The sequence below is a fragment of the Pedobacter sp. Leaf250 genome (assembly GCF_920984735.1).
In the GTDB taxonomy this organism is placed as follows: domain Bacteria; phylum Bacteroidota; class Bacteroidia; order Sphingobacteriales; family Sphingobacteriaceae; genus Pedobacter.
Map to the genome: position 1 here is coordinate 23,996 of NZ_CAKLBU010000012.1, position 13,746 is coordinate 37,741.

The 13,746-nt window shown below is 36.9% G+C and carries 7 protein-coding genes; 6 read left to right on the forward strand and 1 reads right to left on the reverse strand.

The window, feature by feature from the left end:
* Positions 1–122 precede the first annotated feature (122 nt).
* The 5 genes from LUA91_RS12250 to LUA91_RS12270 all read left to right on the forward strand — a co-directional run bounded on the left by LUA91_RS12250 (position 123) and on the right by LUA91_RS12270 (position 10,874).
* Positions 123–1,694, forward strand: a complete 1,572-nt coding sequence (locus tag LUA91_RS12250) for a glycoside hydrolase family 28 protein (protein WP_231426340.1) — start codon at positions 123–125, stop codon at positions 1,692–1,694.
* 9 nt (positions 1,695–1,703) lie between these two features.
* On the forward strand, positions 1,704–4,514 hold the full coding sequence (locus LUA91_RS12255) for a glycoside hydrolase N-terminal domain-containing protein (RefSeq protein ID WP_231426341.1): 2,811 nt from the start codon (positions 1,704–1,706) through the stop codon (positions 4,512–4,514).
* A gap of 84 nt (positions 4,515–4,598) precedes the next feature.
* Positions 4,599–8,087, forward strand: a complete 3,489-nt coding sequence (locus LUA91_RS12260; RefSeq protein WP_231426342.1) for a malectin domain-containing carbohydrate-binding protein — start codon at positions 4,599–4,601, stop codon at positions 8,085–8,087.
* 227 nt (positions 8,088–8,314) lie between these two features.
* A complete protein-coding gene (locus tag LUA91_RS12265; RefSeq protein WP_231426343.1) occupies positions 8,315–9,883 on the forward strand; it encodes a sodium:solute symporter in 1,569 nt (522 codons plus the stop codon).
* A 58-nt stretch (positions 9,884–9,941) separates the two neighbouring features.
* Positions 9,942–10,874, forward strand: a complete 933-nt coding sequence (locus LUA91_RS12270; RefSeq protein ID WP_231426344.1) for a dihydrodipicolinate synthase family protein — start codon at positions 9,942–9,944, stop codon at positions 10,872–10,874.
* Positions 10,875–11,008: 134 nt separating this feature from the next.
* Here LUA91_RS12270 and LUA91_RS12275 read toward each other — a convergent pair whose 3' ends face one another.
* Entirely contained in the window at positions 11,009–11,878 is an 870-nt protein-coding gene (locus tag LUA91_RS12275) for an AraC family transcriptional regulator (protein WP_231426345.1), read from the reverse strand.
* Positions 11,879–12,106: 228 nt separating this feature from the next.
* Here LUA91_RS12275 and LUA91_RS12280 point away from each other — a divergent pair, with 228 nt between their 5' ends.
* Positions 12,107–13,744, forward strand: a complete 1,638-nt coding sequence (locus LUA91_RS12280; RefSeq protein WP_231426346.1) for a fucose isomerase — start codon at positions 12,107–12,109, stop codon at positions 13,742–13,744.
* Positions 13,745–13,746: the final 2 nt, after the last annotated feature.

The following is a 13,746-nucleotide window of genomic DNA, read 5'->3' on the forward strand; positions in this document are numbered from 1 at the left end:
CAAAACCAATGGTCATCAAGAGCGTAGTTGAAGGATCATTTTTTGGTTCTGAATATTAAGTGGTATTCGACAACGCTCAAACTGACAGTGAGTCTCCAAAAGCTTAATAATAAAATTGTAAAATGAAAAATTTTTTAAAATCGATTGTTTTCTTATTGGCAACTTTACTTTGCCTATCTGCAAACGCACAGTCTTTTTATAATGTTACCAAATACGGCGCTAGGAACGATAGCAGTAAATTGGCAACATCAGCTATTAAAAAGGCAATTGATGCCGCTTCCAAGGCAGGTGGTGGAACTGTTTATTTTCCTGCAGGAAAGTATTTAACAGGTGCTATTCATTTAAAAAGTAACATTACGATTTTTATTGATGCAGGGGCAGAGCTTCACTTTAGCGATAACTTTGACGATTATTTACCTATGGTAGAAAGCCGGTATGAAGGTGTAGATGTAAAAAGCTTTTCGCCCTTGTTTTATGCCTACAAAGCAGAAAATATTTCGATTATCGGCCGTGGGTTAATTGATGGTCATGGCAAAAAATGGTGGGATTTTGTTGAAGGATATAAAGAAGGCCAGGCTCGCTCAAAATGGCAATATGAGTTTGATAAACTAAACAAGGATATTGTTTTGCCCGATGATCCGAAACAAATGAAACGCGGTTTCCTTCGTCCGCCATTTATTCAAACCATGTTTTGCAAAAATGTTTTAATCGACGGCATTACCATTAGAAATTCTCCATTTTGGACAGTTAATCCCGAATTTTGTGAGAACGTGAAAATTCATGCTGTAACAATCAACAATCCACATTCGCCAAATACAGACGGAATTAATCCAGAATCGTGTAAAAATGTTCATATTTCTGATTGCCACATCAGCGTTGGCGATGATTGCATCACGATTAAATCTGGAAAAGATGAACCTGGAAGAAGAATGGCCACACCAGCAGAAAATTATGTAATCACCAATTGTACCATGTTATCTGGTCACGGTGGCGTGGTAATTGGCAGCGAAATGTCGGGCGATGTGAGGAAAATTACCATTTCCAATTGTGTTTTCGATGGAACAGATAGGGGTATCAGAATTAAAACAGCTAGAGGCAGAGGTGGCGTTGTTGAAGAAATTCGGGTAAGCAACATCATCATGAAAAATATTAAACAGCAAGCCATTGTTTTGGATATGCAGTATGCTAAAACCAATGTAGAGCCTGTTTCAGATCGTACACCTAAATTCAGAAATATTCATTTTAGTAATATCACGGGGCAGGTAAATCAAGCAGCATACTTAAACGGTTTAGAAGAAATGCCCATCGAAAACGTTACTTTCAACGATATCAATATGGATGCTAAAACGGGTTTCGATATCAGTTTTTCCAATAAAATCGAATTTCACAATGTTCAGGTAAATACTGAATTAGGCCCGTCATTAAAAGCTTCGAGGGTGAATAATTTAACCATCAATGGTTTAAAAACTTACACACCACACAACAATTCAGCAGTTGTGGATTTAAAAAATGTGAGTGATTTATTTCTTTACAACTCTTTCCCAGTTGCTGGAACAGCTAATTATTTAAAATTGAGTGGCGCTGGTACCAAGAACATCTCTTTGGGAAATAACAATTTCAAAAATGCCAGAGTTGGTGTAAAAAAGGAGAAAGATGTTTTTGAATCAATTGATTATGTTTCAGGAGATAAATGACCATAAATTTTGAAGAAACTTATACTTTTTGCCACCATCTGTAGCCTAGCTTTTAGTTATCAGCTGTGTATTGCTCAAGAAAGCGATCAAACTTTATGGTACAATAAACCAGCGCAAAAATGGACTGACGCTTTACCAATTGGTAATGGACGAATTGGCGCTATGGTTTTTGCTGGTGTTGAAAACGATCATATTCAATTCAATGAAGAAACACTTTGGACAGGAAAACCACGAAATTACAATAGAAAAGGTGCATATAAGTATTTAGCCGAAATTCGAAAATTGCTTTTTGAAGGAAAGCAAAAGGAAGCAGAAGTGCTTGCCCAAAAAGAGTTTATGGGTTTGCAAAGCGAAGCTGGCGATCGTGAAGCCTGGATCGATGACATTAAAGCTGGAAAAGGAATAACTGGTAATCCTGCATCAGTAAATTATGATGATAAACTTTGGAAAACCATCACTGTGCCAGCTTACGAAGGTTGGGAGACAGTTGGCTTAGCCAATGTTGATGGTGCAGTTTGGTTCAGAACTACTTTTGAAGCACCAGAGAACTGGACAGGAAAAGATTTAGTGCTCGACTTGAACAAAATTTTTGATGAGGATTTTACTTATGTGAATGGAGAATTGGTTGGAAATACGGATGGCGCAGATGCCAGAAAATATAAGGTTCCGGCAAAACTAATAAGGCCAGGTAAAAATACAATTGCCATCCAGGTACTTAATTACTACGATCGTGGCGGAATTGGTGGATACAAAGACACCAGCAAAAAAATCGGTATTTATCCCGAAGGCTCTACTGTTGAGCAAGGCATCTCTCTGGTAAAATCATGGAAGTACAAAATTCAAGATCAAAATCCTCCAGCTGTTCCTCAATATCAGGCCAGCTATCAGCCGTTTGGCGATTTAAATTTAACCTTTCTTCATCAGGGCAATGTAAGCCAATACAAACGCTCACTGGATCTTACTAATGCCACTGCAAAAACGACTTACACCTCAAACAATGTTAATTACACCCGCGAATATTTTGCGAGTCAACCCAATCAAGCAGTTGTAATTCACTTAACAGCAAACAAAAAAGGATCAATCAGTTTTAACGCAGCGCTTTCCAGTTTGCATCAAAATTCTACGGTAAAATCTCTTGATAATAATACCATTTCACTTGCAGTTCAGGTAAAAGATGGCGCACTAAAAGGTGAGAGTAGGTTAACTGCCATCATTAAGAAAGGTTCTGTAAAAGTAGCAAACAATAAAATTATTGTAAGCAAAGCTGATGAAGTAACCTTGTATTTAACAGCTGGAACCAACTTCATTAATGCCCAGAATATTTCAGGAAATCCTGCTCTTGCAAATATTAATGCGATAAATTCTTTAAAAGGTAAAACCTACGATAACGTTAAAAGCAATCACATTAAGGAATATAAAACTTATTACAATACCTTCAATGTCGACTTTGGCAATTCTAATAATGAGAAATTGCCTACCGATGAACGTTTAAAAAAGTTTGCTACTTCAAATGATGCTGCGTTTGCGGCTTTGTATATGCAATATGGAAGGTATTTGCTAATTTCTAGTTCGAGACCAGGCACACAACCAGCCAATCTGCAAGGCATTTGGAATGATTTGCTAACCCCGCCCTGGGGAAGTAAATATACCACCAACATTAATCTTGAAATGAATTATTGGCCGACGGAAATTTTAAATCTACCAGGCTTAAATGAACCCTTGTTTAATAAAATAAAAGGACTTTCGATAACAGGAACTGAAACCGCCAAAGAATACTATAATGCAAGAGGTTGGGTTTTGCATCATAACACCGATATATGGAATGGAACTGCACCCATCAATGCCTCGAACCATGGCATTTGGGTTACAGGTGCAGCTTGGTTAAGCCACCATTTATGGGAACACTATCAATTTACCCGAGATCGAAAATTTTTGGAACAGGAAGCCTATCCTTTAATGAAACAGGCTGCTTTGTTTTTTGATGATTTTCTGGTGAAAGATCCGAAAATGGGTTGGTTAATCAGCACACCATCAAATTCGCCTGAAAATGGTGGTCTGGTTGCCGGACCAACAATGGATCATCAATTGATCAGATCGCTATTTAAACATTCCATTGAAGCAGCTAAAATTCTCAATGTTGATGCAGATTTCAGGAAAAATTTAGAGGCAAAAGTGAGTCAGATCGCACCAAATCAAATTGGAAAGTATGGCCAGTTACAAGAGTGGTTGGAAGATAAAGATGATACCACAAATAAGCATCGACATGTTTCACATTTATGGGGCGTTTATCCAGGAGACGATATTACGTGGGGTAGCAATGAGAAAACGATGAATGCGGCCAAGCAATCGCTTATTTATCGTGGTGATGAAGCAACCGGATGGAGTTTGGCCTGGAAAATTAATTTTTGGGCAAGATTTAAAGATGGTGATCATGCTATGAAATTAATTAAGATGTTACTGAAACCAGCAGATAATGGAGCAGGCTCATATGTTAATCTTTTTGATGCTCACCCACCTTTTCAAATAGATGGAAATTTTGGTGGTGCTGCTGGAATTGCCGAAATGATTGTACAGAGCCATCAAGGGTATATCGATATTTTACCTGCAATACCAACTGCTATTCCTTATGGAAATGTTAGCGGTTTAATGGCTAGAGGCGGTTTTGAAGTAAACTTATCATGGAAAGAGGGCAAACTAACCGATCTAAATATCCTTTCTAAAGTTGGTGGTAAGTGCAAAGTGAGCTATCTAAATAAAATAATCGAATTCGATACCAGAGCTGGAGAAAGCTATAAGTTGAACAAAGATTTTAAATTCTAAAACCGTTATTGCAATGGAAAGAAGTAATCTGATTAATATGTGAGATTGCTTTGTGCCTCGCAATGGCGGTCAGGGCTAATCAATATGAAGAATAAAAAAACGTCATTTATCATTTTATTTCTGTTTCTACTTTCGAATGCCTATTCCCAAAATCTTCGAAAAGATATTTCCCTTAATGCAAATTGGGAAACTGTAGCCAATGAAAAGGATATTAAGGCACATGATGGTTTCCAATCGAACGGTTACAAAGTTTCCAATTGGAAAAAAGTAAATGTACCGCACAATTGGGATCAATATGAAGGTTATCAACGAAAGCTTCATGGCAATAAACACGGTTATGCATGGTATCGCAAAATATTTAAAAGCAGCGAAATAAATACTGGAAAACGTTTCTTTCTATATTTTGAAGGGGTAGGTTCGTACGCTACAATTTGGCTAAATGGAATACAGGTGGGTTATCATGCTGGCGGCAGAACAACTTTTACATTGGATGTTACCTCCACAATCAAATTAAATAATCAGGATAATTTGTTGGCCGTACGGGCAGATCATCCGGCAAATATTCAGGATTTGCCTTGGGTGGATGGTGGATGTTCAACGGAGCGTGGTTTTTCGGAAGGCTCTCAACCCATGGGGATTTTTCGTCCGGTTCATTTAATTGTTACCAATGAAGCCAGAATTGAACCCTTTGGTATCCACATTTGGAACGACAATAAAATATCTGAAAAATCGGCCATTTTAAATTTTGTTACCAGCGTTAAAAACTATTCTAAAAAAGCAAAATCCCTAACGATTTACAGCCAACTTTATGATGCTGATGGAAATATTGAAAAGGCATTATCAAAGAAGATTAATCTTCCCGCTGGAAAAATTTTAGACATTAATCAAAAAACAGATGAGATCATTAACCCTAGGTTATGGACACTGGAAAACCCATATTTATATACCTTAAAAACATCTATCATCGAGAATGGGAAAGTTGTAGATGAACTGAAAACGCCTTATGGTATTCGTTGGATAAGCTGGCCAATTGGTGAGCAAGCCAGTCAAAAAGTGTTTTTATTAAATGGAAAACCAATTTTTATCAATGGAATTGCAGAATATGAACATTTGATTGGTCAAAGTCATGCTTTTACTAATGAGCAAATCCATTCGAGAGTGATGCAAATTAAAGCGGCTGGGTTTAACGCCTTTAGAGATGCACATCAACCGCATAACTTGTTGTATTCAGATTATTGGGATAAGGAAGGAATTTTATGCTGGACACAAATGGCTGCACACATTTGGTATGACACGCCCGAGTTTAGAAAAAACTTTAAAACCTTATTAATAGATTGGGTTAAAGAACGTAGAAATAGTCCGGCGGTTGTTTTATGGGGATTAGAAAATGAAAGCACACTGCCTGAAGATTTTGCGAAGGAATGTACTGAATTGATTCGCAAGCTCGATCCTACAGCATCCTCACAAAGAAAAGTTACTACCTGCAATGGCGGAAAGGGTACCGATTGGGATGTACCGCAAAACTGGACCGGCACTTATGGAGGCAATCCATTAACCTATGGCGAAGATTTAAAAAGACAGGTTTTAGTGGGTGAATATGGTGCCTGGCGAACCATCGATTTGCATGATGTTGATGCAAATGGAAAAGGTTATACCGAAAATAAAATGACTGATTTGATGGAAACGAAAGTCCGATTAGCGGAAACAGTTAAAGAGCAAACAGCAGGGCATTTTTTTTGGTTGTATAGCTCTCATGATAATCCAGGCAGAGTACAAGGCGGCGAAGGATTGCGGGATTTAGATCGGATTGGCCCTGTAAATTATAAAGGAATGTTTACCCCTTGGGAAGAACCAACTGACGTTTTTTACATGTTTAGGGCCAATTATGCTCCAAAAGCAACGGAGCCGATGGTTTATATTGTTTCCCATACTTGGCCAAATCGCTGGTCAACGCCGGGAGTAAAAGATAGCATTGTAGTTTATTCCAATTGTGATGAGGTAGAACTGTTTAATGATATTGATGGTCAATCTTTTGGCAAGCAAAAACGCGGAACTATTGGTTCACACTTCCAGTGGAACAAACCAAATATTAAATACAATGTACTTTACGCTGTAGGTTATGTTGATGGAAAAGTAGTGGCAAAGGATCAGATTGTATTGAATAGCCTTCCAAAATCTCCAAAATTCGATCGCTTGGTCGAAAAAACTGAAATTTTAAATCCGCAAAAGAATTATAATTATTTATATCGTTTAAATTGCGGCGGACCTACATATCAGGATCATTTAGGTAATCAATGGCTTGCCGATCAACAATTATCATCAAATAAAAATCATTATGGTTCAAATTCATGGACTTCTGAATTTACTGGCGTTCCATCATTTTTTGCCAGTCAGCGGAGAACATTTTCACCAATAAGTGGGGGTGAAGATTGGAAGCTATTTCAAACATTTCGGTACGGAAGAGATCAGTTAAAGTTTAGTTTTCCTGTTCCAAAGGATGGTGAATATTTGGTAGAGTTATATTTCATCGAGCCATGGCTAGGAATTGGCGGTGGAATGAACGCAGAAAAAATGCGTCTTTTCGATGTGGCGATAAATGATAAAACAGTTTTGAAAGATATTGATATTTGGAAAGAAGTAGGTTCAAATACGGTTCTGAAGAAAACAGTTAAGGTTTTTAGTAAAGCGGGGCAATTGGTTATTTCATTTCCTCAAATTAAAGTGGGGCAGGCTGTAATTTCGGCCATAGCAATTGCTAATTTGGAAAATGTTACTGCTCAAGCAAATCAAAGCAATTCCATCGTAAATATTCTGCCAGGCAAAGAATATAAATTAAGCAGTTGGATGGATATAGGTGATAAACAATTTACAAATTCATCAGAGGAATTTACTTCATTGCCACCCAACTTATATGGTGCAGAATGGATTCAAACCAACAATAACTTAAAAGATTTAAACTTTACTGTAACTGCAGAGGCAGATGTTTTTATTGCATTAAATCAAAATGATGCAAAGCCAAATGATTATGAAGACACCAAAACTCAAATTGTTAATAGTATTGGAGATCAGTTAAATGTTTACCGCAAGAGATTTACAGCAAATCAAAAGGTTATGTTAGCTGGAAAACTTAAAGCTGTAGCAATTATACCGCCAAGTGAATTAGAACCTGCTTATGATTTAAAAACTGTAACCAGTTATAAAGCCACTGATGCTAAGTTAGCAGGACAAAGTATTGTTAAACAGAATTTAATGGATAAGCAACGTGTTATTTTCACAGAAAATAATGGTGGCATTTTGGAGTGGACTATTGGTGTTGGAGTAGCCGATACCTATTCTTTAACCATTAAATACCACAACCCATTTTCAAAAAAATTAAAAGCTAAAATTGAATTTCTTTCTGCAGATGGTACTTTGATGAGAACCGAGCAAGCTGAATTTGCACCTACCAAAACTGGAAAATGGAATTACTTAAATACCAATACCGGCAGTATGATTAATGCAGGTAGCTATAAGGTTCGCTTAATTGCTGTTGATGCGAAAAATTTGGCTATTGATGCTTTAGATGTTCAATAATTTGGTTGCAGGTTACGAGTTGCAAGTCTGGGTTGACAATTTATTTGTTTTATATCTAGGCTATGCTACCAGACTTATAACTTGTAACCCATAACCCGTAACATGAAATTGATAACTTATAACTATGTAGATAAGATGGTACAAAATATAGCCAAAATCTTATATGAATACTGATGTTTAGAAATGCATATTTGTTTTAACCAAATTAATAAACGAGCCAATAAGTAATGAAAGGTCTTCCTATTTTCGATCTTGCGATAATCTTCATATACCTTGTTGGGATGATATTAGTTGGGGTTTATTTTTCGCGAAAAAATAAAAACTCAGAGCAATTTACTAAAGCTTCAGGCCTGATTCCTGGATGGGCGATAGGTTTATCAATCTATGCAACATTTTTAAGCAGTAATACATTTTTAGGCGTTCCCGGCAAGGCTTTTGGCAGCAACTGGAACGCTTTTGTTTTTAGTATTTCTATGCCTTTGGCAGCCTGGGTGGCTTCAAAATATTTTGTTCCGTTCTACCGCAATACAGGAGAAATATCTGCTTATACCCATCTGGAGAAACGTTTTGGTGCCTGGGCACGAGTTTATGCAGTAGTTTGCTTTCTGTTAACACAACTGGCCAGAATGGGATCCATTTTTTTTGGAATCGCTTTAAGTCTGCAAGCCTTAACAGGTTATTCCATGCAAATGATCATGATTGTAATGGGTATCTGTATTATATTTTACACGGTTTTAGGTGGTATCGAAGCAGTAATATGGACAGAAGTTGTACAGGCGGTGGTGAAAACATTTGGGGCGTTACTTATTTTATATCTTATCATCACCAATATGCCTGGCGGCGTTTCTAAAATTGTCGAAATTGGTAAAGCTGCAGATAAATTTAGTTTAGGAAGCTTTAAAATGGATTTTGTAGGCTCCTCATTTTGGGTGGTTTTACTTTATGGTTTTTTCATCAATCTGAATAATTTTGGGATGGATCAAAATTACATCCAACGGTACCATACTGCATCATCAAGTAAAGCCGCCTCTAAATCAATATGGCTATGTGTTTGGTTGTACATTCCAGCATCACTATTATTTTTTATTATAGGATCTTGCTTATTTGCCTATTACGAAGTTAATCCTGAATTGGTTCAGTCCATTAAACACCAGGTTGCGGTAGAGAGACTCCCAATAGGCGCAAGTGCGGCAGATATTTTAAAGGTGCAAAACGCATTACTTCCATCAGATTATGGCGATAAAATTATGCCTCATTTCATGGTTACAAAGATCCCTGTTGGCTTGGTCGGATTAATTGTTTCGGCAATTTTATCAGCAGCAATGAGTACCATAAGTTCAGGAATGAATGCATCTGCCACTGTTTTTTCGGAAGATATCTACAAGCGTTACATCAAACCAGATGTAACAGAAAAGCAAAATCTATCTCTGCTACACATTGCAACAGTTGGTTTTGGTTTGCTGGGCATGATTGCAGGAATTGCGATGATTGGAGTGAAAAGTATATTGGATGTTTGGTGGGAATTATCAGGAATTTTTGCCGCTGGAATGTTAGGCTTGTTTTTGCTTGGCATTATAAGTAAAAAAACCAAAAATCACGAAGCAATCATTGCTACTATTATTGGCATTGTGGTAATCATTTGGATGACATTTTCATCACTACTTCCGCCAGAATATGAGGTTTTTAGAAATCCATTACATAAAAATATGATTATTGTTGTTGGTACACTAACCATATTTTTAGTAGGAATCTTCGTCACGAAAATCAAAAAAAAGAAACTCAATACCGCAAATTAAGTATTATCTCAATTTGCATACATAAAATACTTAATTAAAAATCCCACATCAACATCAAATGGAAAACGCACAAAAAGGTTTCATCCCAGTAATGCTTACGCCTTTTTTAAGTAACGGAGAAATAGATTATCCTGCGCTTACACAATTAACCGAAATATATTTACAAGCGGGTTCTTCGGGTTTATTTGCCAATTGTCTTTCGAGCGAAATGTTTGAATTATCTGATAAAGAGCGCATTCAAGCCATAAAACATGTACTTAAGGTTGTAGATGGTTCAGTACCAGTAGTAGCCACCGGAACTTTTGGAGGAGCAATATCTAAACAAGCAGATTTTGTAAAAGAAGTGAGTGATTTGGGTGTGGAAGCAGTTATTGCCATTACTGGTTTATTGGCTAATGAAGAGGATAGCGATGCTGTTTTTAATGATCGTGTTTACGATTTGCTCAATCAAACCGACAAAATTCCAATTGGTTTTTATGAATGTCCTGTTCCCTACAAAAGAGTTTTGAAGCCAGAACAATTGGCCGATTTTGTATCAACTGGTCGAGTAATTTACCATAAGGATACCTGCCTGGATTTGGAACAGATTAACCAAAAATTGAAATTAACAGAGGGTTACGCATTTGGTTTGTACGATGCCTATATTGTTCATGCGGTAGAATCGTTAAAAGCTGGTTCTTCAGGGCTATCGTGTATCCAGGGAAATTATTTTCCAGAATTAATTGTTTGGCTTTGCGATCACTATAATGATGAAAGTTTGGCTGACGAAGTAAATGCTGTTCAACAATTTCTCATCGATAACATGGATGTCATGCACAATGTTTATCCGATAGTTTCAAAATATTTTCTGCAAAAAAGAGGTTTAAATATATCAACTTTCACCAGAAGAAATGTTGGCCAGTTTACTCCAACGATAGCAAAAGAAGTGGAAAAATTATATGATGATTATACTGCTTTACGAAGCGATTTAAATATTCAGGTTTTTATATAAAGTATGATAACTTACGAAGTCTCAGTGCCCAATAGCGTTGAAGTACTTCGTAAGTTTAATTTATAATCTTCTAGGGAAAACCTACGGTTTTATCCTCATTTTTCAGCCCAATAAAACTTCGTGAATTAATGGTACTAATTCAAATACTTCCGTTTATAATCCAATGGAGTCATTCCAGTCACTTTTTTAAAATGGCGATAAAAGTTCGAAACGTTGTTAAAGCCACAATCGAAGCAAATCATTTCTGTAGGAAGCTTGTTTTCTATTAAAAACCGGCAAGCGTGACTTACCCTAATTTCGATCAAAAAATCATAAAAAGTCTTTTTCGTCATCAGTTTGAAATACCGACAAAACGAAGTCACACTCAAATTACTTAACGAAGCCACTTCATCGAGGGTAATATCCTTTTTATAATTGCTTAAGGTATAATTGCAGATTTTGTTAATGCGTAAAGTTTCCGATTCATTAGATTGATAAAAAGTATTTTTACTGGTTACTATCGTTGAATATTCATCTGTTTCGGCCAATGTTTTCAGTATTGATAATAAAATAATTATCCGATCCAGGTTCGTGGCATCAATTGCAGAGCGCATTAATTTAACTAATTTCTCTTTTGCATTTCCATTAATAACCATTCCGCTTTTAGCCTTTTCAAATAATTTTGGCAACAAATAGGCTTCTGGTAAATTGAGCATATACTTTCCTAGGCAGTCTGGCAAGAAATGGATAACCATTGCTTCTGTTGTTAACTCACGGTTGTTTTGGAAATATTCGTCTTTACAGCGCCAGGTATGAGGCAGGTTTTCACCTAAAAGGATCATTTCATCAGGCTCAAAATTGCTGATGTTGTCGCCAATAAATCGAACACCCTCGCCTTTGATTACATAGTGCAATTCCAGCTCTGGATGATAGTGCCAAATATTTCCAAAATCAGGTTTTATATCATGACGAATGCTAAACGAACTTTGTAAGGTAACCGGAACTTTATGAAAGTGAGGCTTCATGGTAAATGTAAAATATTTGGTTAAGATAAAATAACTTTCATTACTCAATCATGCAGTTAATTTGCTTAAAGTTAATGAGTATTATGGTAACATCCTATATTAATTTGATAAAAAGCACTACTAAATACTGTTTTCTATTGTTGAGTTTTGTATACAGCCCACTAGGGTTTAACCAAAATATAAACTGACAAATTATTTTTATATAAATTTTTTGTTCATTAATAAATTATGAGAGAAGGTTATCAAGGAGAAATTCTGCTTGTTTCTAGCGGAGATTTACGACTTTCAGCAAATCAGAATTGCTGGCCGGCACAAGTTGCCATGGAGGAAGATTTAACTGCTGCAATTGAAAAATTAGGTAGAAAGGTTAAACGGGCTCATCTTTATAATTCAGAAAAAAAACATGGTTTTATAGACTCACAAAGATTGGGTATGGATATTTTTAGAAATATCGATCCAAACCAACCGTTAATAGTTGCCGAAAGCGTTTGGCAATATTCGCACCATGTTCTTGCAGGTTTAACAACACACAAAGGTCCGATTTTAACGGTAGCCAATTGGAGCGGCCAATGGCCCGGTTTAGTAGGCATGCTAAATTTAAATGGATGTTTAACCAAAGCACAGGTAGCATATAGTACTTTGTGGAGCGAAAATTTTACTGATGATTTCTTTGTAGCAGGTTTACAGGAATGGTTGTCGACTGGTAAAATTACTTACGACCAGAGTCACGTTAAAAGTTTAGCGCTAAATAAAATCCCTGCCGAAGATGAAAAAATAGGTAGAGCTTTTGCCCGTTCGTTAAAAGAACGCAAAGTTATTATGGGCGTTTTCGATGAAGGATGTATGGGCATGTACAATGCAATTATTCCTGATGAGTTACTGCATAAAACTGGTTTTTTTAAGGAGCGATTAAGTCAATCGGCACTTTATGCTGCCATGCTGGATGTAGCTGATGAGGAGGCAAAAGCAGTACTTCAATGGTTAGTAAAAAAAGGAATGACTTTTAATTGGGGAACTGATGAAGTTACCCAATTAACCCGCCAGCAAACACTGGAGCAATGCAAAATGTACATTGCAGCACTTCGAATTGCTGATGATTTTAGTTGCGACACCATCGGAATCCAGTATCAACAAGGTTTAAAAGATTTAACTGTTGCCAGCGATTTGGTAGAAGGTTTGTTGAATAATCAAGATCGTCCACCAGTATTCTCTATATCTGGAAAAGAACTTTATCCTAAAAAAGCTTTACCACATTTTAACGAAGTTGATGAATGCGCAGGCTTAGATGCTTTGGTAACATACAACTTATGGAATGAATTGGGCATGTCTGGCGAAACAACTCTACACGATATTCGTTGGGGCGAGTATTATAAAGGTGGCGAAGTTGATGGTTTTGTATGGTTATTTTTAATTTCTGGAGCAGCACCACCAGCACACTTTATCGATGGTTATGCTGGCGCAAGCAGTGATAGGCAACCCGCCATGTATTTCCGTTTGGGTGGAGGATCGCTAAAAGGTATAAGTAAACCAGGTTTTATAGTGTGGAGTAGGGTATATGTAATGGACAACGAATTGCACTGTGATTTAGGCGTTGGAGAAGTAGTTGCGCTACCAAAAGATGAAACCGAAAGACGCTGGAACAGTACAACTCCAGAATGGCCAATTATGCATGCAATTTTAAAAGGTGTAAGCCGTGATCAGTTAATGGCCAGGCATAAGGCCAATCACATTCAGGTGGTTTACACAAATTATGAAGCCAGTGCGCATGAAGCTTGCAGAATTAAAGCTGCCGCATTGGATGAATTGGGTTTAAAAGTGCATTTTTGTGGCGATGTGAATCTAATCAAGAATATGAGTTTACTATAAAT

What these genes read in the sequence shown, in the direction of transcription:
- LUA91_RS12250 (WP_231426340.1), top strand. Translation starts at nt 123, where the DNA reads ATGAAAAATTTTTTAAAATCGATTGTTTTCTTATTGGCAACTTTACTT.
- LUA91_RS12260 (WP_231426342.1), top strand. Translation starts at nt 4,599, where the DNA reads ATGAAGAATAAAAAAACGTCATTTATCATTTTATTTCTGTTTCTACTT.
- LUA91_RS12265 (WP_231426343.1), top strand. Translation starts at nt 8,315, where the DNA reads ATGAAAGGTCTTCCTATTTTCGATCTTGCGATAATCTTCATATACCTT.
- LUA91_RS12270 (WP_231426344.1), top strand. Translation starts at nt 9,942, where the DNA reads ATGGAAAACGCACAAAAAGGTTTCATCCCAGTAATGCTTACGCCTTTT.
- LUA91_RS12275 (WP_231426345.1), bottom strand. Translation starts at nt 11,878, where the DNA reads ATGAAGCCTCACTTTCATAAAGTTCCGGTTACCTTACAAAGTTCGTTT.
- LUA91_RS12280 (WP_231426346.1), top strand. Translation starts at nt 12,107, where the DNA reads ATGAGAGAAGGTTATCAAGGAGAAATTCTGCTTGTTTCTAGCGGAGAT.